This window comes from Ramlibacter tataouinensis (assembly GCF_027941915.1).
GTDB lineage: Bacteria > Pseudomonadota > Gammaproteobacteria > Burkholderiales > Burkholderiaceae_C > Ramlibacter > Ramlibacter tataouinensis_C.
Genome location: NZ_CP116009.1, coordinates 2,113,677 through 2,135,990 on the forward strand (window position 1 = coordinate 2,113,677; position 22,314 = coordinate 2,135,990).

Below are 22,314 nucleotides of genomic sequence, written 5' to 3' on the forward strand. Positions count from 1 at the left end.
CATCATGAAGAAACTCCACCGAGCCCTCGCCACCCTGGCCGCCTTCGTGATGCTGGCAGCCGCTGCCGCAGCGGTCCATGCGCAGCGCGCGCGTGAGCCGGTGACACTGAACTTCGTCAACGCCGAGATCGAGGCAGTGGCCCGCACGATGGCCGCGATCACCGGGCGCAACATCGTGGTGGACCCGCGCGTCAAGGGCACGATGTCGCTGTCCACCGAGCGGCCGGTGCCGCCGCAGACCGCGTTCAACCAGTTCGTCTCCACCCTGCGCCTGTCCGGCTTCACGGTGGTGGAGTCGGGCGGCCTGCTCAAGGTGGTCCCGGAGGCCGACGCCAAGCTGCAGGGCGGCGCCGTCTCGGTCGGCTCGCCCCCGGGCGGCGCGCAGATCGTCACGCAGATCTTCCGGCTCAACCACGAAACCGCCAACAACCTGGTGCCCGTGCTGCGACCGCTGATCAGCCCCAACAACACGATCAACGTGAACCCGGGCAACAACTCGCTGGTGATCACCGACTACGCCGACAACCTGCAGCGCATCGGCCGGATCATCGCGGCGCTGGACGTGCCCAACGCCACCGGCGTGGAAGTCATCACGCTGCAGCACGCCCTGGCCCCCGACCTGGCCCCGGTGGTGCAGCGACTGGTCGACAGCGGCGGCGGCCCGGTGCCGGTCGCGGCGCAGGGCCAGGCCGACACCTCGTTCCGCACCACGGTCATCGCCGAGCCGCGCAGCAACAGCCTGATCGTGCGCGCGGCCAATCCGGCACGCATGAACCTGGTGCGCAGCATCGTCGAGCGGCTCGACCAGCCCGGCGTCCAGAGCCCCACCGGCAACATCTACGTGGTCTACCTGAAGAATGCGGATGCGGTGCGGCTGGCCACCACGCTGCGCGCGGCGCTGGCGGGCATGGCGGCCACCGCCAGCAGCGCCACCGGCACCGGCGGCACGCTGCCGGTGTCGATGGGCACGGCGAGCATGGGCACCCCGGCCGCGGCCACGGCAGCGGCCAATCCGGCGACGGCGGCCGCCCAGCCGGCCGCGCAGCCGTCCACCGGCGGCCAGATCCAGGCCGACCCGGCGACCAACTCACTGATCATCACTGCGGCCGAGCCGCAGTACCGCCAGTTGCGCGCGGTGATCGACCGCCTCGATTCGCGCCGCGCCCAGGTCTTCGTCGAAAGCCTGATCGCCGAGGTCAACGCCGACAAGGCGGCCGAATTCGGCATCCAGTGGCAGAACGTGCTGGGCAACCGGGGCGACAAGAACATCGGCGTGCTGGGCACCAACTTCAGCGTGGGCGGCGCCAACATCGTCAACCTGCAGCTGGGCGCCGCCAGCGGCAACCTCAGCGCGCCGTCCACCGGCATCAACGTGGGCTTGCTGCGCAACATCAACGGCACCTACATCCTGGGCGCGCTGGCCCGCTTCCTGGAGTCCAACGCCGACGCCAACATCCTGTCCACGCCCAACCTGCTGACGCTGGACAACGAGGAGGCGCGCATCGTCATCGGCCAGAACGTGCCCTTCGTCACCGGCCAGTTCACCAACACCGGCGCCACCAACGGCGCGGTCAACCCGTTCCAGACCATCGAGCGCAAGGACGTCGGCCTCACCCTGCGTGTCAAGCCGCAGATCAGCGAGAACGGCACCGTGAAGCTGCAGATCTTCCAGGAGGTCTCCAGCGTGCAGGCGACCTCGGTCAACTCGCCGACCGGCCTGATCACCAACAAGCGGTCGATCGAGTCCAACGTGCTGGTGGACGACGGGGCCGTCGTGGTGCTGGGCGGCCTGCTGCAGGACGAGTACTCGGGCAGCCAGGAAAAGGTACCCGGCCTGGGCGACGTGCCGGTGCTCGGCAACCTGTTCCGCAGCGAGGCGCGCAGCCGCAGGAAGACGAACCTGATGGTTTTCCTGCGTCCGGTCGTGGTGCGCGATGCCGCCCAGACCGACGAGCTGTCGCTGGATCGCTACGACCTGATGCGGCTGAAGCAGGAAGCCGCCCAGCCCACACCCAGCGCCGTGGTTCCGGTCAATGGGGCGGCCGTGCTGCCGGCGCCCGCTTCGCGCATTCCGGCGACTGGCCCCGAGCCGGCCGCAACGGGCACGCCGAATGCCCCTTCGCCGGGAACGCCGGTGACGCCTGCCCCCGCAGCGGCACCGGCGCCGCTGCCCGCCGCTCCCGATACCCCGGCCCGCTGATGCCCGCCCGCTACCCGTTGCCCTACAGCTTCGCGCGCAGCCAGCAGTTGCTGCTGGAAGACGATGGCCAGGCGCTCACGCTGTGGCATGGCGCCAGCCCCACCGCCGGCGCCTGGAGCGAGGTGATGCGCAAGTACCCGGTGCGGGCGCTGCAGCAGCTCGACCCCACGGCGCTGGCCCAGCGCATCAGCGCCGCCTATGCGCAAGGCGAGTCGAGCGCGGCCACGGTGGTCAGCGAGGTGCAGAGCGAGGCCGACCTGTCGCGCATGATGCAGGAGCTGCCGGCCGTCGAGGACCTGCTGGAGACCAGCGACGACGCGCCCATCATCCGCATGCTCAACGCGCTGCTGACGCAGGCCGCGCGCGACGGCGCCAGCGACATCCACATCGAGCCGTACGAGCGGCACTCGTCGGTGCGCTTCCGGGTCGACGGCACGCTGCGCGAGGTGGTGCAGCCCAACCGCGCGCTGCACGCGGCGCTGATCTCGCGCCTGAAGATCATGGCCGACCTGGACATCGCCGAGAAGCGCTTGCCGCAGGACGGCCGCATCTCGCTGCGCATCGGCACCCGCGCGGTCGATGTGCGCGTGTCAACGCTGCCGAGCGCGCACGGCGAGCGCGCCGTGCTGCGGCTGCTGGACAAGAGCGAGAGCAAGCTCAGCCTCGAGTCGGTCGGCATGACCGGCGAGACGCTGCAGCGCTTCCTGGGCCTGATCACGCAGCCGCACGGCATCATCCTGGTGACCGGGCCCACCGGCTCGGGCAAGACCACCACCCTGTATGCGGCGCTGTCGCGGCTGGACGCCGCCAGCAGCAACATCATGACGGTGGAAGACCCGATCGAGTACGAGTTGCCGGGCATCGGGCAGACCCAGGTCAACGCCAAGATCGACCTCGATTTCGCCAAGGCCCTGCGCGCCATCCTGCGGCAGGACCCGGACGTGATCATGATCGGCGAGATCCGCGACTACGAGACCGCGCAGATCGCCATCCAGGCCTCGCTCACCGGCCACCTGGTGCTGGCCACGCTGCACACCAACGATGCGCCCAGCGCCGTCACGCGCCTGACCGACATGGGCGTGGAGCCCTTCCTGCTCAGCTCGTCGCTGCTGGGCGTGCTGGCGCAGCGGCTGGTGCGCAAGCTGTGCCCGCACTGCGGCGGCCGCGGCTGCGACGAATGCGGCCAGACCGGCTACCAGGGCCGCACCGGCGTGTTCGAGCTGATGCTGGCCGACGAGTCCATCCGTGGCCTGATCCACAACCGGGCGCCGGAAGCGCAGATCCGCACCGCCGCGATGGCCGCCGGCATGACGCTGATGCGCGAGGACGGCGAGCGGCTGGTGCGCGAGGGCATTACCTCGCCGGAAGAAGTGCTGCGCGTCACGCGCGACTGAGGGCGTCCCGCGCGCCGGGATTCGGCGCGTGGCCTGATTGGCCTGTCAGCGCAGGCCGACAGCAGTAGCCGCCGAGGAGCGCGTGATCGACCTGCTGACGCTCACCGCCGAGCCCGGCGTGATCGGCGGGGTGCCGGCCAGCGGCCTGTCGTTCGGCGCCGCCACCAATGCCCAGGCCATCATCGACCAGCCCAGCCAGTTCGACTTCTACGACGGCGGCGGTCTCGACCTGGCGGTGCTGGGCCTGGCGCAGGCCGACGCCCGCGGCAACCTGAACGTCAGCAAGTTCGGCCCGCGGCTGGCGGGCGCCGGCGGTTTCATTAACATCAGCCAGAACGCCAAGACCGTGGTGTTTGTCGGCACCTTCACGGCGGGCGACCTGGCGGTGCAGGTCGAAGGCGGCAAGCTGCGCATCGCCAGCGAAGGCAGGCTGCGCAAGTTCGTCGGGCAGGTCGAGCACCGCACCTTCAGCGGCCGTGAGGCGCTGCGACGCGGCCAGCGCGTGCTGTACGTCACCGAGCGCTGCGTGTTCCGGCTGGCGCCCGGCGCGGACGGCCAGGGGGCGCTGGAGCTGGTGGAGATCGCGCCTGGCGTGGAGCTGGAGCGCGACATCCTGTCGCAGATGGCGTTCCGGCCGGAAATCGCAGCCGACCTGCAGTTGATGGACGCAGCGCTGTTCGGCGAGGCCGGCATCGGGCTGCGCGAGCGCCTGCTGGAGCGCCCGCTCGGCTCGCGCTTCGAACTGGATCGCGAGCACCGCCTGCTGTTCATCAACTTCGAGGGCCTGAGCGTGCAGCGGCCGCGGGACATCGAGGCAATCGAAAGATCGGTGCAGCAGTTGCTGGAGCCGCTGGCGTCGCAGCAGCAGCGGGTGGCGGTGGTCGTCAACTACGACAACTTCAGCCTGCTGCCTTCGCTGCTGGACGACTACTCGGCAATGGTCCGACGTCTCACGCAGCGTTACTACAGCCGGGTCACGCGCTATGGGACCGGCGGGTTCCTGCGGGCGCGGCTGGACGGCCGGGCCTCCAGCCAGTAGCCGGTCGCTGCCAGGCACGGGCGCCGGCATTGATCGGCGCGACCGATGTCATCAATGAGGGCACCGCCCGCGCGTATGCTGTGCGCCGATGTCCCGCCTCTCCCCCGCCCACGCGCTGCTGGCGCTCGCCGTCGTCGCCGTCTGGGGCACCAACTTCGTCGTCATCCGCGAGGCGCTGGACGCGCTGCCCCCGCTGCTGCTGGCGACGCTGCGCTTCTTCCTGGCCCTGGTGCCGGCGGCGTTCATCCTGCCGCGGCCACGCGTGGCCCTGTCCAACCTCGCGGGGTACGGATTGCTGATCGGCGCCGGCCAGTTCGGCCTGCTGTACATCGCCATGAATGGCCACATCTCGCCCGGCCTGGCCTCGCTGGTGGTGCAGACCCAGGTGTTCTTCACCATCGGGCTGGCCATGTGGCTGACCGGCGAGCGCCTGCGGGCCTTCCAGGTCGTGGCCGTGCTGGTGTCGGCCGCCGGCCTGGCGGTGGTGGGCTGGCACACCGATGCGTCCACCACCGCGGGCGGCTTGCTGATGGTGCTGGGCGCGGCGGCCACCTGGGCCGGCGGCAACATCCTGACCAAGCGCGCCGGCAGCATCAACATGGTGGCCTACGTGGTCTGGTCGTCGGCGTTCGCGGTGCCGGTGCTGTTCGCGCTGTCGCTGGCCCTGGAAGGCTGGGACGCAATTGCTGCCGGCGTGCGCCAGGCCTCGCCGGGCGTGTGGACCGCGGTCGTCTGGCAGGCCTGGGCCAATTCGCTGTTCGGCTATGCCGCCTGGAACTGGCTGCTTTCGCGCTACCCGGCGGCCACCGTGACGCCGCTGGCGCTGCTGATCCCGGTGTTCGGCATCGGCGCCTCGGCCCTCTGGCTGGGCGAGCCGCTGCCGGCCTGGAAGCTGGCGGCCGCGGCCCTGGTGATCGGTGGCCTCGCGATCAACCTGCTGTGGCCGCGCGCAGCGGCCGGTGCGACGGCCAAGGCCGGCGCCACACGCTGAGCGTCATCCGCCGGCGCCCGATTGCCGGGCCGGCAGCTCGAGCCGGCGGAGCAGGTCGGCATCCGGCAGCGCCGGCGGGAAGCCGATGCGGGCGCTGATGTCGGCTCCGGCCCGGATGCGCAGCGTCAGGCCGCTGGCCCATACCGCCTGCTGCAGCAGCAGCAATTCCAGCCCGTCGTCCATGCGGCGGCGCGGCGGTTCCCCCGACGCCGTCTCGTGCGCTGGAGCGCGCGGACCGGCAGCGCTCAGGACAGGGCCGGCGCGGCCCCTGGCCGGCTCGGTTCTCAGGACCAGGCCGCGGCCATGCGCCCGCAGCCATGCCAGCAGGCACTCGACCACGGTGTAGGCCGCCGCGGCGTCCATGACGGCTTCGGCCGGCGCCAGCTCCAGCTCGGCCACCGGACCTTCGGGTCCCCTGTCGACGCCGAGGTCGGCCAGCACCGCCAGCACCAGGTCGCACAGGTCGATGCGTTCGCGGTACTGCCGCACGCGCCCGCTGGCCAGCCGGGTGATCTGCTGGGCGCGACGGCTCGCGTGGTGCAAGCGGTCGGCGGCCACCTGCAGGGCCGATGCGTCCTGCGACGCCGGCGCGCCGCCGGCCGAACGCCCCAGGTGCGCCTGCACGGCGCGCAGGAGCTCGGCCTGTTCGTCAGCCAGCACGGATACGAGCAGGGGCCAGCGATCGCCCATGCTCCATTGGCCGCCGGGCACCGGTGCGCTGGCGTCCGCCCACCGGCGGCGGCGAGCGGTCCGAAGCTGCTCCATGGAAACCTCCCGCGGCGGCTGACCTGTTGCCACGGTCGCAGCAAGCCCGGCCCGGGCAAGTAGGCGGGCGGTGCCGCTGGCCGTAGGCGTTCGCCAACGGATCGGCGGGCAGACTGGCGAGCTCCCCGAGGCTCAGGCCCATCCGCGGGCAAGCGGCTCCGGACGCCCCGGCCCGCTAATGCCCGGGATCGAAGCGGGGCTTCCAGAAAGATGACTCTTTGACGAATCTTAAAATCCGCCCCGAGGAAACCCGCATATGCCCAGTCCCGATCTCTGCACCGAAGACGAGGTGCAACGCCTGGTCCATGACTTCTATGCCAAGGTCCGGCAAGACCCGCTGCTCGGGCCGGTGTTCGACGCCCACATCCAGGACTGGACGCCGCACCTGGCCAGGATGGTCGACTTCTGGTCGTCGGCGCTGCGCGGCACCGCGCGCTTTCGCGGCACGCCCATGCCCAAGCACGTGGCGCTGCCGGAACTGAACCCCGAGCTGTTCCGGCGCTGGCTGTCGCTGTTCGCGGCCACCACGGCGGCGCTCGGCAACCCGGCCCTGCAGCAACGCGCCGACGAGCTGGCGCACCGCATCGCCGACAGCCTGTGGTACGGCTGGCGGCTCAGCCGCGGGATGAGCGTGGCCGGGGGCCTGGCGTGATGGACAGCGCCGTCATCAGCCTGCTGGGCGCCTTCCTGCTGTCGATCATCGGCCTGTTCGTCTTCATCTGGTCGCTGCGCCAGGGCCTGCTGGTGGAGAACCCGACGGCCGCCTCGGTGATCTTCGCGCGCGGCGAAGTCGGCCGCGTCGACGATCCCGCGCTGCGCGAAGAAGGCCAGCGCTCGCTGCAGCAGGCGGCGCACCCCGAACCGCTGCCCGCCACCGATGCCGGCGACCTGCAGGCGCGCGTGCGGGCCGACCAGTCCACCGCGTTCCCGGTGTTCATGTTCGCGGCCTTCGCCTGCTTCTGGCTGCTGCTCGGCTCGACGGCCGGACTCACCGCTTCGATCAAGCTGCACACGCCCGACTGGCTGGTGCAGCAGCCCTGGCTGACCTTCGGGCGCATCCGCACCGTGCACCTGCAGGCCGTGCTGTACGGCTGGATCACCAATGCCGCGCTCGGCATGATCCTGTGGGTGCTGCCGCGCCTGCTGCGCACCCACCTGCACGGCGCCGTCTGGACCCTGCTGGGCGGGGCGTTGATCAACACCGGCATCGCCGCCGGCATCGGCGCCATCGCCGCCGGCTGGAGCGACGGCATGGAGTACCTGGAGATCCCCTGGCAGGCCGGCCTGTTCATCGTGGCCGGCTTCGTGCTGATCATCCTGCCGGTGCTCTTCACACTGGTGAACCGCAAGGCCGAGCACCTGTACGTGAGCGCCTGGTACATGGTGGCGGGGCTGCTGTGGATCACGCTGCTGTACCTGGTGGCCAAGCTGCCGGGCGTGCACACCGGGGTGCAGCAGGCCACCATGAACTGGTGGTTCGGCCACAACGTGCTGGGCCTGTGGTTCACGCCGGTCAGCGTGGGCGCGATCTACTACTTCCTGCCCAAGATCATCGGCCGGCCGGTGCGCTCGTACAACCTGTCGATCCTGGGCTTCTGGACGCTGGCCTTCTTCTACGGCCAGGTCGGCGGCCACCACCTGATCGGCGGGCCGGTGCCCGGCTGGCTGGTCACGCTGTCGATCGTGCAGAGCCTGATGATGGTGATCCCGGTGGTCGCCTTCTCGATCAACATGGGGCTGACGCTGCAGGGGCGCATGCACCTGGCGCGCTGGTCGCCGACGCTTCGCTTCATGATGTTCGGCGGCCTGATGTATTTCGCGTCCTCACTGCAAGGCTCGATGGAGGCGCTGCGCAGCGTCAACGCCGTGACCCACTTCACGCACTACACGGTCGGCCACGCGCACCTGGGCGCCTACGGTTTCGTCAGCATGGTGCTGTTCGGCGCCATCTACTTCATGATGCCGCGCGTGCTGAACTGGGAATGGCCGTTTCCCAGGCTGATCACGCTGCACTTCTGGCTGTCGGCGATCGGCATCGGCACCTACTTCACCTCTTTGACCATCGGCGGCTGGCTGCAGGGACTGGCGATGCTGGATCCGGCCCGCGCCTTCATGGAATCGGTGACGCTGACCATTCCCTACCTGCAGTGGCGCTCGATCGGCGGTGGCCTGCTGCTGCTGGCGCACCTGGTGTTTGTCGGCCACTTCATGGCCATGGCGCTGCGCTTCGGCCCGATGCGCACCGGCGCCGCGCTGTTCGGCGCCCGCCAACCGCTGGAACCCGCGTATGGAAAATGAGATCAAGCTCGCCGCCGGTGCGATGGTGGCTCTGGGCGTCGCCACCGCCGCGCTGGTAGTGCTGCCCTATGTGCAGGCGCGCGACATCACGCCGCCGGCCAAGCTCAAGCCCTATACCGATGCGCAAATGCGCGGGCGCGCGGTCTACATCGCCAACGGCTGCGTGTACTGCCACAGCCAGCAGCCGCGCGACCGCGGGCTCGGGCCCGACCTGCAGCGCGGCTGGGGCCGCGCCTCGGTGCCCGGCGACTACTACTACGACAAGCCGCACCTGCTGGGCAGCATGCGCACTGGGCCCGACCTGTTCAACATCGGCGCGCGCCAGCCCAGCAAGGACTGGCACCTGGGGCACCTGTACCAGCCGCGCGCCTATGTGCCGGACTCGATCATGCCGGCCTACCCCTACCTGTTCCGCATCAAGGACGCCGAAGAGGCCAGGCGCGAAGGCGACCAGCCGATCACCCTGCCGCCCGGCTACGGCCCGCGCATCGACCAGGTGGTGGTGCCCACGCCCGAGGCGCTGGACCTGGTGAAGTATTTGCAGGGTTTGAACCACACCTACCCGGTGCTGCCCGCGCCGGCTGCGCGCTGATCGAGGAGGAAATACATGGCCACCCAAGCCCCCGCTCCGACGCCGCAGCAATTGCGCGAACAAGCCGACCCCACCGAACGCAGCCATCCCATTCCGCTGATCGTGGCCGGCATCACGCTGGCCATGGTGCTGGCCGGCGCCGGCTACATCCTGTTGTCGGAGCCGTTCGGCGCGCCGGCACTGGGCGACCAGCGCACGATGGCCGACCTCTCCGGCCCACCGGCCGGCGCCGCCGTCGATGGCAAGCAGGTCTACACCGCCAACTGCGTGGGCTGCCACCAGGCCAGCGGGGCCGGCCTGCCCAACGTGTTCCCGCCGCTGGACGGCTCCGAATGGGTCAACGGTCAGCCACGCGTGCTGGCCAACATCCTGCTGCACGGCATCACCGGCGAGCTGACGGTCAAGGGCACCAGCTACAAGGGCGCGATGCCGTCATTTGCGCAATTGGGCGACGCCGAACTGGCGGCCGTCGCCAGCTACGTGCGATCCAACTGGTCGAACAAGGCGGAGTCCGTCGAAGCCGCCCTGTTCGCCACCGAACGCAAGGCCAGCGTGCGCGACAAGCCCTTCGACGGCGGCGCCGAGCTGAAGGCGCTGGCCGGCGGCGGCTGAAGCGCGAGGGAACGCGATGCGACTGGCGCGCATGACCGATTACGCCATCCGGCTGCTGATGTACGTGGCGCAGCAGCCGGACCGGCTTTGCACCATCGCCGAGGTGGCCGGTGCGTACGGCATCTCCGAGACCCACCTGATGAAGATCACCCACCAGCTCGCGCTGGCGGGGTGGCTGGGCACCACGCGCGGCAAGGGCGGCGGCATCCGGCTGGCGCGGCCGCCAGGGCAGATCCCGCTGGGCGGCGTGGTGCGCACCATGGAGCCGGATTTCTTCATCGTCGAGTGCTTCTCCACCGGCAACACCTGTTCGCTCACCGGCAGTTGCGAGCTGACCGGCGTGATGGATGGCGCGCTGCGCCAGTTCATGGAGCACCTGGACTCGCACACGTTGGCCGACATACTGCCGCCGGCGCCCGGCGCGTCCAGGCCCATCCGCATGCACCCGCCTGCGAAGGCGATGGTGAAGGCAACCTGATGCTGCGCACCGCCTTCGCCTGCGCCGTTCTGCTACTGGGCGCCGGGCTCGGCGCCGGCTGGCTCACGCACGGCTTCCAGGTGTGGACCGCCGAAGGCGCGCGAAGGCTTGAGGTGCTGCAACGGCCGATCGATGTGCCCGCCGTGCCGGTGCAGGGCCCGGGCGTGGCGGCGCGCGACCTGCACGACCTGCTGGCCGGCGGCCAGCAGGTCACCATCGTCGATTTCATCTACACCCATTGCGAGAGCCTGTGCCTTTCGCTGGGCAACACGTACCAGCAGATGCAGGCCGCGTTGCAAGCCACCGGCAAGGACACCGGGGTGCGCCTGCTCTCCGTGAGCTTCGATCCGCAGCGCGATACGGTGGAGCAGCTGCTCTCGCATGCAAAGCGGATGAAAGCCGATCCCGCCGTGTGGCGCTTCGTGCGCGTGCCCGGCGAGCCGGAGCTGCAACGCGTGCTGGACCGCTTCCAGGTGGTGATCGTGCCCGACGGCCGGGGTGACTTCCAGCACAACGCCGCGCTGCTGGTGGTGGATGCGCAAGGGCGGCTGGTGCGCATCTTCGACATCGCCGAGCAGCAGCTGGCGCTGGACTATGCGCGACACCTGGCGGCCGGCGGCGAACTGTGAATCCAGTGGGCGCTTCCCGTCCGCCTTTCCTGTGCGAGTGGCGACCGGTCATCGTGGTGATCGCGCTGGCCCTGCTGGCCTTCACGCCGCTGCGGCGCTGGATGGAGGCCAGCATGAGCCTGCACATGCTGGTGCAATTCCCGCTGGTGGTCTTGGGCGGCTACCTGCTGGCCGGTGAACTGGGGCCGCGGGCCACCGCACGGCTGCAGCGCTGGAACGCGCATGGCCTCACCGGTCTGCTGGCCGTTGCGTTGCTGCTCGCGCTGCTGATGATCCCGCGCTGGCTGGACCTGGCATGGGTGGACCTGCGATTCGAGATCGCCAAGTGGCTGGCGCTGCTGGCCACCGGGGGTGCGTTGCGGCTTTCGTGGAGCCGGGCCGGGCTGCTCGGGCAGGTCTTCTTCCTGGGCAACACGCTGCCCATGACGGTCATGGCCGGCTATCTGTTCATCGAATCGCCGCTGCGGCTGTGCAATGCGTACCTGCTGGACGATCAGGTGACGGTTGGAAAAGGGTTAATCGTCGCCTGTGCCCTGACTGCGATCACATGGCTGATCCAGGCCGGCCGGCTGCTGTCACGCCAAGCCGCACCGAAGCGCCAGCTTCAGTAGCCGAATAGCCAGATCGCCAGCAGCAGCGCAGCACCCGCGATGCCGGCCGCCAAGGGCTCCGACTCCAGCAGGAGCGGTGCAAAGCGCGCCCAGAACCTGTTCATGGCTTGCCACCCAGAGTGTCTTGCCCATTGTGCGCGCGGCATGCGCAAGTAGCTAGTTCTTTCGGGCCACCCCACGTGCCGAAGGCAAGAAATCGAAGAGATGCGGCAGGGGTGTTGCTGACGGGTCGCGTCGCCGAGCCATGACTCGGCTATTTGCTGCGCAGGCCCATGGCCGGACGATTCACCCTTCTTCCAGCAAATGGCGCTTGGCTACCAACCGCGCAGCGTCCTCGTGTCCGGGCAGCGGCGCCTTGCGTCGGCTGAGGCGCGGCCACTTTCCGGACTGCGCGATCCGCCGGTTGATCTCGACGAATGCCTCCTGCCCGGTGGGCACTTCGTGCTCCGCGGCGATGGCGCCCACGGGGCACTCCGGCACGCACATGGAGCAATCGATGCATTCGTCCGGGTGGATGACCAGGAAGTTGGGCCCCTCCAGGAAGCAGTCCATCGGACACACTGCGACGCAGTCCGTGTACTTGCACTGGATGCAGCTCTCGGTGACGACAAACGCCATCTGTGTTCGAGCTTGCAAGAAATGGAGCGGGAAAAGAGTCTCGAACTCTCGACCTCAACCTTGGCAAGGTTGCGCTCTACCAACTGAGCTATTCCCGCGGGGTGCCGAAGAAAAAGCCCCTGATCGTTAGATCAAGGGCTTTCCTTGGATCTGGTGGCCTGGGGCGGAATCGAACCACCGACACGCGGATTTTCAATCCGCTGCTCTACCAACTGAGCTACCGGGCCGTGAGCCGGCGATTATAGCCTAGGCTCCGGTGCGCTTGCCGCGCGAGAGGTCCACCCCCAGCTGCTTGAGCTTGCGATAGAGGTGGGTGCGCTCGAGTCCCGTCTTCTCGGCCACGCGGGTCATGGAGCCGCCTTCCTTGGCCAGGTGGAACTCGAAGTAGCTCTTCTCGAATTCGTCCCGGGCGTCCCGCAAGGGCTTGTCCAGCTCGAAGACTTGCCGCGCCTGCGGCCCCATCTCCACCGGCGCCGGAATGGTCTGCCCGCCGGTCATGGCGGCTTCCACGGTGAGTTCGGCCATGACGGCCGGCGGCGAGACGTAGCCGGGGCCGGGCTTGGGCCGCAGCACCGGGCCGTTGCCGCCGGCGCTCTCGCGCGTGAGCGCCGCCTCCACCGACTTGAGCAGCTTCTGCAGCGTGATCGGCTTTTCCAGGAACGACTGGGCGCCGATCTTGGTGGCCTCGACCGCCGTCTCGATGGTGGCGTGGCCGCTCATCATGATCACCGGCATGGTCAGCTGGCCGGTGCTGGACCATTCCTTGAGCAGCGTGACGCCGTCGGTATCGGGCATCCAGATGTCCAGCAGCACCAGGTCGGGCCGGGCGGTAGCGCGCGCCGTGCGGGCCTGGGCGGCGTTCTGCGCCAACTCGACCGTGTGGCCTTCGTCGTTGAGGATCTCGGACAACAGGTCCCGGATCCCCAGTTCGTCGTCCACCACCAGAATGTTTGCCATGTTGCTTTCGGAGCGCAGCCCCATCGAAGTGTTGTCAGGCCGCAACTGCAAATGATACCGAGACTTGGGCCCCGACAACGGCGCCCTCCTCCAGCCGGTTCTTCACGTCGATGCGGGCGCCATGCTCGTCGGCGATCTTCTTGACCACCGCCAGCCCCAGCCCCGTGCCCTTGTCCTTGGTCGTGACGTAAGGCTCGAAGGCGCGCTTGAGGATGTGCTCCGGGAACCCGGTGCCGCTGTCCTGCACCACCAGCCGTACCCGCCGGCTGGTCGCGTTCCACTGCGTGCGCACCACCACCTCCTGCCCTGCCGAGCCTTCGGTGGCGTCCTGCGCGTTCTGCAGCAGGTTATGGATCACCTGGCGCAGCTGCTGGGCATCGCCCAGGATGCGCGGGCAGGCCGGATCGATCTCGGCGCGCACCGGCACCTGGGAGCCCGCGGCCGACTCGCCTTCGCGCGCGTACAGGTGCAGCACGTCGGCGAGCAGACCGTTCAGGTCCACCGGCTTGAGTTCAGCCGCCGGCAGCCGCGCGTAGTCGCGGAATTCGTTCACCAGGCGCTTCATCGCATCGACCTGATCGACGATGGTCTGCACCGACTTGCGCAGCACCGCCCGCTCGGGCTCGGCCACCTTGGCGTCCAGCTTGTGCGCCAGGCGCTCGGCCGAGAGCTGGATCGGGGTCAGCGGGTTCTTGATCTCGTGCGCCAGCCGGCGCGCCACCTCGCCCCAGGCCTGGGCCCGCTGCGCCGACACGATCTCCGAGATGTCATCGAACACCACCAGCCGGGCCGTGGTGCCGGGCTCGTCGCCCGGCATCAGCGCACCGCGCGCCACCAGCGTGATGGCCGAGCTCTGCGCCGGCGAATCGACCTGGGCCGGGTTGAGCTCGAACGATTGCTGCCAGTGGTTCGGCCCCTGCGGGCGCTGCTCGTTGATGAAGTCCCCGAACTGGGCCAGCACCGCCGCGCCGAAGGCCTGCAGGCCCGGTACGCCGGCCAGCGGCTGGCCCAGGTGCTCGGCCAGCGGCACGCGCAGGATGCGGGCGGCACCCGGGTTGGCGGTGTCGATGCGGCCCTGCTCGTCCAGCACGATCACGCCGGCGGTGAGGTTGTCCAGGATGGTCTGCAGGTGGGCCCGGGCCGCGTTGACCTGCACCATGCTCTGGTTGACGGCCGCGCGCGCATCGGAGAGCTGCTGGGTCATCTCGGCGAAGGAGCGGGTCAGCCCGCCCAGTTCATCCTTGCCCAGCAGCACCGGCTTGGGCGACAGGTCGCCGGCCGCCACTTCGCGCACGCCGGCGGCCAGCAGCAGCAGCGGCCGCGCCAGCTGGTTGCCCAGCAGCACCGCCAGGAAGACCGCCCCGAACACGGCCAGGAACAGGCTCAGCGTCAGCGTGCCGATGTACATGCGGCGCAGGCCTTCGCGCGCCAGCGCCCGTTCCTGGTACTCGCGATAGGCCTCCTGCACCGCCACCGCGTTCCCCACCAGGGTCGGCGGCAGGCCTTGCGTGGCCTGCAGCAGGCGCGGCTCGCCGGTCAGCCCCAGGCCGGTGGGCACCACCGCCAACGCCTTGATGCGGGCCTGGCTGACGGCGCCCGGGCTGGCGTCCTCCAGCCCCTCGATGACCGCCATGGAGCGCTGGTTGCGGGCCGCGCGCACCTGCTGAGGGGTCGGCCGCTCGGGGTTGAGCAGGAAGCGCGACTGGCCGGCGCTGGCCGCCAGCTGGCCGTTGCCGGCCCACAGGATCAGGTCGTTGGCGGCCAGTTGCTCGCGCAGCCGCTCGAGCGCCAGCGGCGCCGAGGTGTCGGGCACCTCGGCCAGCTGGGCGGCGGCGATGCGCGTCTTGTTGGCCAAGTCGGCGGCCAGCGTGTCGAGTGTGGAGCGGCCCAGGCTCAGGCCCGCGTCCAGCGCGCCTTCGACCTTGACGTCGAACCAGCTCTCGATCGAGCGCGAGACGAACTGGTAGGACACCGTGTAGATCAGCAGGCCGGGCAGGAAGCCGACCAGCGCGAAGATGGCGGCCAGCTTCACCAGCAGGCGGCTGCCGAACTTGCCGCGGCGCAGCCGCGATACCAGCCGCACCGCCACCCAGCCGATCACCAGCAGCAGCAGCCCGGCGACCACCATGTTCAGCGCGAACAGGCGCCCGTAGTTGCGCTCGTACAGCTCGCGGTTGCCGGTGGCCTGGGTCAGCAGGAACAGCAGCACGATCGCGATGGCGGTGACCACCGCGGCGCCCACCAGCAAGGCCCAGCGCAACGCGCGCTGGCTGCCGAACGCCGGCTTGGGGGGTGCCGAGGCCTGCGGGTCCATCAGCGCAGATTCTCCAGGGCCAGGCGCTGGGTGCGCGTGGCGGCCAGGCTCCAGTCGGACTGGCCGACGGCGCCGATCTGGAACGGCCGGGGCAATTGCGACACGTCCAGCCGGAAGCGGAAATCCACGCTGTAGCGCGCCTCCGGCTCCAGGTCGGCCAGCTCGGCGATCTTCCAGCGCGAGATGTGCTGCACCGCCGACATCGCCTCTTCCTGGCTGTCGAAGCTCTGGCCCAGCGCCAGCCCGGCGCTGCCGATCGGCGTGGGCGAGACCTGCAGCCGCCAGCGCCGGGTCAGCGGCTGGTAGGACAGCCGCATGTAGCGCGAGGCTCCCGCCACCTGCTTGTCGTACCAGTACCAGCGATCGCGCAGCAACGCGGCGTCGGCCACGAAGAACATCGGGATGCCCTTGAGCAGCGCATCCTCCACCGGCGGCGGCAACTCGAAACGCACGTTGGCACTCAGCAGCACGCCCTCGTCGGAGCGCTCCAGCCGCAGCTGCGTGACTTCCGCCATCTCGGCCCGGGCCAGCGCAGCCGCCAGGGCCAGCGCCAGCACGAGCGCGATTGCGCGCCAGCCGCGCTCAAGCCACCGGGTCGGGGCCCTTTTCCAGCAAGGCGTAGAAGAAACCGTCGTGATCACCGTATCGATTGTCCCGGACGCCTTCGGCTGCGCCGCCCGATGAGGGCAGCAAATGGCCCGGCGCAGGCCGCAAAACGACCGCTTTGTTGTGTGCAACAAACGCCCGGATGCGCTGTTCGCCCTCCTCGCGAAATACCGAGCAGGTGCAATACAGCAGCCGGCCGCCGGGTCGCAGCAGCGGCCAGAGCGCGTGCAGCAGCCGGTCCTGCTGCGCGGCCAGGCGCGCGACGTCGCCGGGCCGGCGCAGCCAGCGCGCGTCGGGATGGCGGCGCACGATGCCCGATGCGGTGCAGGGCGCATCCAGCAGGATGCCATCGAACGGCCGGCCATCCCACCAGTCGGCCGGCGTGCCGGCATCGGCCGCGACGACGCGGGCCGACAGGCCCAGCCGCTGCAAGGTGTCGTCGATGCGGGCCGCGCGCGACGGATCGACTTCCAGCGCGGTGAGCTCGGCATCGGCCAGCTCCAGCAAATGGGCGGTCTTGCCGCCGGGCGCCGCGCAGGCGTCCAGCAGGCGCAAGCGCTGGCCTGGCACGGGCTGCAGCGCATCCAGCAGCAGGGGTGCCGCGAGCTGCGCCGCCGCGTCCTGCACCGATACCAGCCCTTCGCCGAAGCCCGGGATCTCCTGCACCGGCCGCGGCCGGGCCAGCACCAAACCCTGCTCGCCGACCTCGACCGCTTCGATCCCCGCCTCGCGCCAGGCCTGCTGCAGCGCGGGCCGGCTGCCGCGGCGCGGATTCACCCGCAGCGTCATCGGCGGGGGGCTGCTGCCGGCGCGCAGGATCGACTGCCAGTGCTGCGGATGGTCCTTGCGCAGACGCTCGATCCACCAGCCCGGATGGTTCCAGCGCGCCACCGGGTCGGCGTCGGTGGCGGCGACCAGCGCTTCGCGCTCGCGCAGGAAGCGGCGCAGGCAGGCATTGAGGAAGCCCGCTTGCGATGCCGTCGCCGGCGACCGCTTGACCGCTTCCACCGCCTGGTCCACCAGCGTGAAGGGCTCGTAGGGCGCGCCGTCTTCGCGCCAGGCCAGCGCCAGCGCGGTGCACAGCAAGGCGTCTGCTTCGGCCGGCGGGGTGCGCCGCGCCAGCTGGCGCCGCAGCGCCTCGGCGCGGCCGAGATGCCGCAGGGCATGGAAGGCGAGCGCCTGCGCGGCCGGCCGCAACTCGGCCGGCACGCGCGCCAGGGCCGGCGTCGCCGATTCGCCCGAGCGCACGGCCCGCACGATGGAGGCCGCGGCCTGAAGTTGCCGCCAGAGGGGGAGGTTGGACAAGGCCGTCGATCCGAAAGGTGGTCAGGCGGTGGCGACCGGCATGGCCTCGATCCCGCGCGCCGGGCGGAAGCCGAACACCCAGGCCAGCAGCACCGCCGGAAACTGCCGGATCGCCTGGTTGTACGCATCGACCGACTGCGTGAAGTGCGCGGCCGCGGCCGCGCATTGCGTGGCCATGTGCGCCCGGCGCAGGGTGAGCGACTCCGGCAGCCGTGGCCCCGCCAGGTCGTGCGCGTCCTCGCGCTCGGCGCGCTCCCAGGTCATGGCCAGGACCGACTGGGCCGCCGCCAGCGCGGCGATGCGCTCGGGCTGCAGCGGCTTGTGGCGAGCCGAGAGCAGCGCCGCCTCCAGTTGCGCGGCCGCGCCCTGCAGACCGCCCCAGAACGAAGCTTCGGTGCCGTCGAAGAGCGAGGCGGGATGCTCGCCGTCGTCGGGCAGCAGTTGCCGCACCAGTTGCACCTGGCGCGTGAGTTCGGCGTCCAGCGCCGCGAAGCTGGCGCCGGCATCGCCGCGCAGGCGCACCAGCCGGTTGTAGGCGCCCACGGCCCAGAACAGCAGCATCGCGGCGGCGACCCAGGAGAGGATGGAGTTGGACATGCGTGCCACAAAAAATAAGGCGCCCCAGCCGCGCGTGCGGATGGGGCGCCCAGTTTAGTGAAGCGCAGCGCTTACTCGGTCGGGCCGGCTTCGGCCTCCGGGCCACCGGCTTCGGCCGTCACGCCGGCCAGCTCCGCCGCCTCGGCGTCGGCAATGGCGCGGCGCTCGGCCTCGTCCATCGCATCCTTGGCCTTGCGGGCCTGGTGGTAGGCCATGCCGGTGCCCGCCGGGATCAGGCGGCCGACGATGACGTTCTCCTTCAAGCCGCGCAGCTCGTCGCGCTTGCCCATGATCGCCGCCTCGGTCAGCACGCGCGTGGTTTCCTGGAAGGACGCCGCGGAGATGAACGAGTCGGTGGACAGCGAGGCCTTGGTGATGCCCAGCAGCAGGTTGCTGTAGGTGGCCGGGATCTTGCTGTCGGCGCGCAGCGCGTCGTTGGTGTCCAGCATCTCGGAGCGCTCGACCTGCTCGCCGGCGATGTAGCCCGACTCGCCCGGGTTCTCGACCACGACGCGGCGCAGCATCTGGCGAACGATCACCTCGATGTGCTTGTCGTTGATCTTCACGCCCTGCAGGCGGTAGACGTCCTGCACTTCGTCGACGATGTAGCGCGCCAGCTCCTCCATCCCCAGCAGGCGCAGGATGTCCTGCGGGTCGGCCGGGCCATCGACGATGCTTTCGCCCTTGTTGACCACCTGGCCCTCGTGCACCAGGACGTTCTTCTCCTTGGGCACCAGCTCGGACCACTCGTTGCCCTCGGGGTCGGTGATGACCAGGCGGATCTTGCCCTTGGTCTCCTTGCCGAACGACACCGTGCCGGTCATCTCGGCCAGCATGCCCTTGTCCTTGGGCGAGCGGGCCTCGAACAGCTCGGCCACGCGCGGCAGGCCGCCCGTGATGTCGCGGGTCTTCTGGCCTTCGATCGGGATGCGGGCCAGCACTTCGCCGGGCGCCACGTCCTGGCCGTCGCGCACCTGGATCAGGGCGCCGACCTGGAAGCCGATGGTCACCGCGTGGTCGGTGCCGGGGATCTTCACCTCGGCGCCGGACGCGTCGACCAGCTTGACCTGCGGGCGCACCACCTTGGCCGAGCCGCGGCGCTTCGGGTCGATCACCACCAGGGTCGACAGGCCGGTGACCTCGTCGACCTGGCGGGCCACCGTCAGGCCTTCCTCGACGTTCTCGAACTTCACCGTGCCGGCGAACTCCGTGATGATCGGGCGGGTCAGCGGATCCCAGTTGGCCAGGATGGTGCCGGCCTTGACCTGCTGGTCGGCCTTCACCGTCAGCGTGGCGCCGTACGGCACCTTGTGGCGCTCGCGCTCGCGGCCGTGCTCGTCGTGGATGACGATCTCGCCGGAGCGGGCGATCACCACCAGCTCGCCCTTGCCGTTGGTCACGTAGCGCATCGTGCTGTTGAAGCCGATCACGCCGTTGGACTTGGCTTCCACGCTGGAGGCGATCGCCGCGCGCGAGGCGGCGCCGCCGATGTGGAAGGTGCGCATGGTCAGCTGCGTGCCGGGCTCGCCGATCGACTGGGCGGCGATGACGCCGACCGCCTCGCCGACGTTGACCAGGCCGCCGCGGCCGAGGTCACGGCCGTAGCACTTGGCGCACAGGCCGAAGCGGGTGGCGCAGGTCAGCGCGGTGCGGACCTTGACTTCGTCGACGCCGGCGCTTTCCAGCTCCTCGATCGCGTCCTCGTCCAGCATGCTGCCCGCGGGCACGACCACCTGGCGGTTTTCGGGGTGCAGCACGTCCTCGGCCGCGACACGGCCCAGGATGCGGTCGCGCAGCGACTCGATCACCTCGCCGCCCTCGACGATGGCGCGCATCAGCGAGCCGTCGCTGGTGCCGCAGTCCTCTTCGGTCACGACAAGGTCCTGCGTCACGTCGACCAGGCGGCGCGTCAGGTAACCCGAGTTCGCGGTCTTCAGCGCCGTGTCGGCCAGGCCCTTGCGGGCGCCGTGCGTGGAGATGAAGTACTGCAGAACGTTCAGGCCTTCGCGGAAGTTGGCCGTGATCGGGGTCTCGATGATCGAGCCGTCCGGCTTGGCCATCAGGCCGCGCATGCCCGCCAGCTGGCGGATCTGGGCGGCCGAGCCGCGGGCGCCGGAGTCGGCCATCATGTAGATGGAGTTGAACGACTCCTGCTCCACTTCCTGGCCGTTGCGGTCGGTGGTCTTTTCCTTGCGCAGCTGGTCCATCATCACCTTGGACACGGCGTCGCCCGCCTTGCCCCAGATGTCGACCACCTTGTTGTAGCGCTCGCCGGAGGTGACCAGGCCCGAGACGTACTGCTGCTCGATGTCCTTCACTTCCTTTTCGGCGTCCTCGATGATGCGGTACTTCTCCTGGGGCACCAGCATGTCGTCGATGCCGATCGAGATGCCGGCCTTGGTCGCCAGGCGGAAGCCGTTCTGCAGCAGCTTGTCGGCGAAGACCACGGTTTCCTTCAGGCCGCACTTGCGGAAGGAGGCGTTGATCAGCTTGCTGATCTCCTTCTTCTTCAGCGCCTTGTTGATCAGCGCGAACGGCAGGCCCCTGGGCAGGATCTCCGACAGCAGCGCACGGCCGACCGTGGTGTCCACCAGGCTGGTGGAGGCGACGAAGTCGCCGCCGTTGGCCTTGTCCTTCGACCATTCGGTCAGCCGCACGGCGACCTTGGCCGTCAGCTCGACGATGCCGGCGTCCAGCGCGCGCTGCACTTCGCCGACGTCGGCGAAGACCATGCCTTCGCCCTTGGCGTTGACGCGCTCGCGGGTGGTGTAGTACAGGCCCAGCACCACGTCCTGCGACGGCACGATGGACGGCTCGCCGTTGGCCGGGAACAGCACGTTGTTGGAGGCCAGCATCAGGGTGCGGGCTTCCATCTGCGCTTCCACCGACAGCGGCACGTGCACGGCCATCTGGTCGCCGTCGAAGTCGGCGTTGAAGGCGGCGCACACCAGGGGGTGCAGCTGGATCGCCTTGCCCTCGATCAGGATCGGCTCGAACGCCTGGATGCCCAGGCGGTGCAGCGTCGGGGCGCGGTTCAGCAGGACCGGGTGCTCCTTGATCACCTCTTCGAGGATGTCCCACACCACCGGGGTGCCGGATTCCACTTCCTTCTTGGCCGCCTTGATGGTGGTGGCGATGCCCATCGCCTCCAGGCGCGAGAAGATGAACGGCTTGAACAGCTCCAGCGCCATCAGCTTGGGCAGGCCGCACTGGTGCAGCTTCAGGGTCGGGCCCACCGTGATCACGGAGCGGCCCGAGTAGTCGACGCGCTTGCCCAGCAGGTTCTGGCGGAAGCGGCCGCTCTTGCCCTTGATCATGTCGGCCAGCGACTTCAGCGCGCGCTTGTTGGCGCCGGTCATCGCCTTGCCGCGGCGGCCGTTGTCCAGCAGGGAGTCGACGGCTTCCTGCAGCATGCGCTTTTCGTTGCGCGCGATGATCTCGGGGGCCTTGAGCTCCAGCAGGCGCTTGAGGCGCGAGTTGCGGTTGATGACCCGGCGGTACAGGTCGTTCAGGTCGGAGGTGGCGAAACGGCCGCCGTCCAGCGGCACCAGCGGACGCAGGTCCGGCGGCAGCACCGGCAGCACGTCCATCACCATCCACTCGGGCTTGATGCCCGACTTCTTGAAGGCCTCCAGCACCTTCAGGCGCTTGGCGTTCTTCTTGACCTTGACTTCCGAGCCGGTCAGGTCGCCGCGCAGCTTCTCGATCTCGATGTCGAGATCGATGCCCATCAGCAGGTCCTTGATGCCCTCGGCGCCCATCTTGGCGACGAACTCGTCACCGTGCTCCTTGCGCTTGGCCTCGTAGTCGTCCTCGGACATGATGCCGAACTTCTTCAGCGGGGTCATGCCGGGATCGGTGATCACGTAGGCTTCGAAGTACAGCACGCGCTCGATGTCGCGCAGCGTCATGTCCAGCACCAGGCCCAGGCGCGAAGGCAGCGACTTCAGGAACCAGATGTGGGCGCACGGCGCCGCCAGGTCGATGTGGCCCATGCGCTCGCGGCGCACCTTGGTCTGGGTCACTTCGACGCCGCACTTCTCGCAGATCACGCCGCGGTGCTTCAGGCGCTTGTACTTGCCGCACAGGCACTCGTAGTCCTTGATCGGGCCGAAGATCTTGGCGCAGAACAGGCCGTCGCGCTCCGGCTTGAAGGTGCGGTAGTTGATCGTCTCGGGCTTCTTGACTTCACCGAAGGACCAAGAGCGGATCTTCTCCGGCGAGGCCATGCCGATCTTGATGGCATCGAAGTGCTCGTCCGGAGTGAATTGCTTGAACAGGTCGAGTAGCGATTTCATTGCTCTTTAC

Annotated in this window: 18 protein-coding genes, 2 tRNA genes and 1 pseudogene; 11 read left to right on the forward strand and 10 right to left on the reverse strand. The window is 69.5% G+C overall.

Annotated features, from left to right (window positions below; translation table 11 throughout):
* The first annotated feature begins 4 nt into the window (after positions 1–4).
* From gspD to PE066_RS09885, 4 genes and pseudogenes are all read left to right on the forward strand, one after another.
* Positions 5–2,200: a type II secretion system secretin GspD gene (gspD, locus tag PE066_RS09870; RefSeq protein WP_271236372.1), complete on the forward strand. Its 2,196-nt coding sequence runs from the start codon at positions 5–7 to the stop codon at positions 2,198–2,200.
* Complete coding sequence (locus PE066_RS09875; protein ID WP_271236373.1) at positions 2,200–3,594, forward strand: GspE/PulE family protein; 1,395 nt, start codon at positions 2,200–2,202, stop codon at positions 3,592–3,594. Before gspD ends, PE066_RS09875 begins: the two co-directional genes overlap by 1 nt.
* Positions 3,595–3,655: 61 nt before the next feature.
* A pseudogene (locus PE066_RS09880) lies at positions 3,656–4,633 on the forward strand (acyl CoA:acetate/3-ketoacid CoA transferase); the annotation flags it as partial.
* Between the two features lie 88 nt (positions 4,634–4,721).
* Positions 4,722–5,624 (forward strand): EamA family transporter, encoded by a 903-nt coding sequence (locus tag PE066_RS09885; RefSeq protein WP_271236374.1) that lies wholly within the window; start codon positions 4,722–4,724, stop codon positions 5,622–5,624.
* 3 nt (positions 5,625–5,627) lie between these two features.
* On the opposite strand, the gene PE066_RS09890 is transcribed toward PE066_RS09885, so the two are convergent.
* Positions 5,628–6,389, reverse strand: a complete 762-nt coding sequence (locus tag PE066_RS09890) for a hypothetical protein (RefSeq protein WP_271236375.1) — start codon at positions 6,387–6,389, stop codon at positions 5,628–5,630.
* Between the two features lie 256 nt (positions 6,390–6,645).
* Here PE066_RS09890 and PE066_RS09895 point away from each other — a divergent pair, with 256 nt between their 5' ends.
* Genes PE066_RS09895 through PE066_RS09925 form a run of 7 tightly spaced genes read left to right on the forward strand, consistent with a single transcriptional unit; the run spans position 6,646 to position 11,609 of the window.
* Positions 6,646–7,041 carry a group III truncated hemoglobin gene (locus PE066_RS09895; RefSeq protein WP_271236376.1) on the forward strand — a complete coding sequence of 132 codons (396 nt, stop codon included), beginning with the start codon at positions 6,646–6,648 and terminating at the stop codon, positions 7,039–7,041.
* Positions 7,041–8,687, forward strand: a complete 1,647-nt coding sequence (locus PE066_RS09900) for a cbb3-type cytochrome c oxidase subunit I (protein WP_271236377.1) — start codon at positions 7,041–7,043, stop codon at positions 8,685–8,687. The genes PE066_RS09895 and PE066_RS09900 overlap by 1 nt, the downstream gene beginning before the upstream one ends.
* The gene (locus tag PE066_RS09905; protein ID WP_271236378.1) at positions 8,677–9,279 is read left to right on the forward strand and encodes a cbb3-type cytochrome c oxidase subunit II; all 603 of its coding nucleotides are present in this window, start codon (positions 8,677–8,679) and stop codon (positions 9,277–9,279) included. Before PE066_RS09900 ends, PE066_RS09905 begins: the two co-directional genes overlap by 11 nt.
* A 15-nt stretch (positions 9,280–9,294) precedes the next feature.
* Complete coding sequence (locus tag PE066_RS09910; protein ID WP_271236379.1) at positions 9,295–9,891, forward strand: c-type cytochrome; 597 nt, start codon at positions 9,295–9,297, stop codon at positions 9,889–9,891.
* 16 nt (positions 9,892–9,907) lie between these two features.
* Complete coding sequence (locus PE066_RS09915; RefSeq protein ID WP_271236380.1) at positions 9,908–10,369, forward strand: RrF2 family transcriptional regulator; 462 nt, start codon at positions 9,908–9,910, stop codon at positions 10,367–10,369.
* Positions 10,369–10,998, forward strand: coding sequence for an SCO family protein (locus PE066_RS09920; protein ID WP_271236381.1), 630 nt, complete (start codon positions 10,369–10,371; stop codon positions 10,996–10,998). The genes PE066_RS09915 and PE066_RS09920 overlap by 1 nt, the downstream gene beginning before the upstream one ends.
* A gap of 53 nt (positions 10,999–11,051) precedes the next feature.
* Entirely contained in the window at positions 11,052–11,609 is a 558-nt protein-coding gene (locus tag PE066_RS09925; RefSeq protein WP_271236382.1) for a hypothetical protein, read from the forward strand.
* A 285-nt stretch (positions 11,610–11,894) separates the two neighbouring features.
* Here the strand turns inward: PE066_RS09925 and fdxA are convergent, their stop codons facing one another.
* From fdxA to rpoC, 9 genes are all read right to left on the reverse strand, one after another.
* Positions 11,895–12,227, reverse strand: coding sequence for a ferredoxin FdxA (gene fdxA / locus PE066_RS09930; protein ID WP_271236383.1), 333 nt, complete (start codon positions 12,225–12,227; stop codon positions 11,895–11,897).
* A 22-nt stretch (positions 12,228–12,249) separates the two neighbouring features.
* A tRNA-Gly gene (locus tag PE066_RS09935) sits at positions 12,250–12,325 on the reverse strand.
* Positions 12,326–12,378: 53 nt separating this feature from the next.
* Positions 12,379–12,454, reverse strand: a tRNA-Phe gene (locus tag PE066_RS09940).
* A gap of 19 nt (positions 12,455–12,473) precedes the next feature.
* On the reverse strand, positions 12,474–13,184 hold the full coding sequence (locus tag PE066_RS09945; protein ID WP_271236384.1) for a response regulator: 711 nt from the start codon (positions 13,182–13,184) through the stop codon (positions 12,474–12,476).
* Between the two features lie 34 nt (positions 13,185–13,218).
* Positions 13,219–15,498 carry a sensor histidine kinase gene (locus PE066_RS09950; RefSeq protein WP_271236385.1) on the reverse strand — a complete coding sequence of 760 codons (2,280 nt, stop codon included), beginning with the start codon at positions 15,496–15,498 and terminating at the stop codon, positions 13,219–13,221.
* On the reverse strand, positions 15,498–16,046 hold the full coding sequence (locus PE066_RS09955; protein WP_440480600.1) for a DUF4390 domain-containing protein: 549 nt from the start codon (positions 16,044–16,046) through the stop codon (positions 15,498–15,500). The genes PE066_RS09950 and PE066_RS09955 overlap by 1 nt, the downstream gene beginning before the upstream one ends.
* A gap of 34 nt (positions 16,047–16,080) precedes the next feature.
* On the reverse strand, positions 16,081–17,409 hold the full coding sequence (gene rsmB, locus PE066_RS09960; RefSeq protein WP_271236387.1) for a 16S rRNA (cytosine(967)-C(5))-methyltransferase RsmB: 1,329 nt from the start codon (positions 17,407–17,409) through the stop codon (positions 16,081–16,083).
* A gap of 21 nt (positions 17,410–17,430) precedes the next feature.
* Positions 17,431–18,006, reverse strand: coding sequence for a LemA family protein (locus PE066_RS09965; RefSeq protein WP_271236388.1), 576 nt, complete (start codon positions 18,004–18,006; stop codon positions 17,431–17,433).
* A 71-nt stretch (positions 18,007–18,077) separates the two neighbouring features.
* Positions 18,078–22,304, reverse strand: coding sequence for a DNA-directed RNA polymerase subunit beta' (gene rpoC / locus PE066_RS09970; RefSeq protein ID WP_271236389.1), 4,227 nt, complete (start codon positions 22,302–22,304; stop codon positions 18,078–18,080).
* Positions 22,305–22,314 lie beyond the last annotated feature (10 nt).

Coding starts and splice junctions, on each gene's coding strand:
- gspD (WP_271236372.1), top strand. CDS start 5: ATGAAGAAACTCCACCGAGCCCTCGCCACCCTGGCCGCCTTCGTGATG.
- PE066_RS09875 (WP_271236373.1), top strand. CDS start 2,200: ATGCCCGCCCGCTACCCGTTGCCCTACAGCTTCGCGCGCAGCCAGCAG.
- PE066_RS09885 (WP_271236374.1), top strand. CDS start 4,722: ATGTCCCGCCTCTCCCCCGCCCACGCGCTGCTGGCGCTCGCCGTCGTC.
- PE066_RS09890 (WP_271236375.1), bottom strand. CDS start 6,389: ATGGAGCAGCTTCGGACCGCTCGCCGCCGCCGGTGGGCGGACGCCAGC.
- PE066_RS09895 (WP_271236376.1), top strand. CDS start 6,646: ATGCCCAGTCCCGATCTCTGCACCGAAGACGAGGTGCAACGCCTGGTC.
- PE066_RS09900 (WP_271236377.1), top strand. CDS start 7,041: ATGGACAGCGCCGTCATCAGCCTGCTGGGCGCCTTCCTGCTGTCGATC.
- PE066_RS09905 (WP_271236378.1), top strand. CDS start 8,677: ATGGAAAATGAGATCAAGCTCGCCGCCGGTGCGATGGTGGCTCTGGGC.
- PE066_RS09910 (WP_271236379.1), top strand. CDS start 9,295: ATGGCCACCCAAGCCCCCGCTCCGACGCCGCAGCAATTGCGCGAACAA.
- PE066_RS09915 (WP_271236380.1), top strand. CDS start 9,908: ATGCGACTGGCGCGCATGACCGATTACGCCATCCGGCTGCTGATGTAC.
- PE066_RS09920 (WP_271236381.1), top strand. CDS start 10,369: ATGCTGCGCACCGCCTTCGCCTGCGCCGTTCTGCTACTGGGCGCCGGG.
- fdxA (WP_271236383.1), bottom strand. CDS start 12,227: ATGGCGTTTGTCGTCACCGAGAGCTGCATCCAGTGCAAGTACACGGAC.
- PE066_RS09945 (WP_271236384.1), bottom strand. CDS start 13,184: ATGGCAAACATTCTGGTGGTGGACGACGAACTGGGGATCCGGGACCTG.
- PE066_RS09950 (WP_271236385.1), bottom strand. CDS start 15,498: ATGGACCCGCAGGCCTCGGCACCCCCCAAGCCGGCGTTCGGCAGCCAG.
- PE066_RS09965 (WP_271236388.1), bottom strand. CDS start 18,006: ATGTCCAACTCCATCCTCTCCTGGGTCGCCGCCGCGATGCTGCTGTTC.
- rpoC (WP_271236389.1), bottom strand. CDS start 22,304: ATGAAATCGCTACTCGACCTGTTCAAGCAATTCACTCCGGACGAGCAC.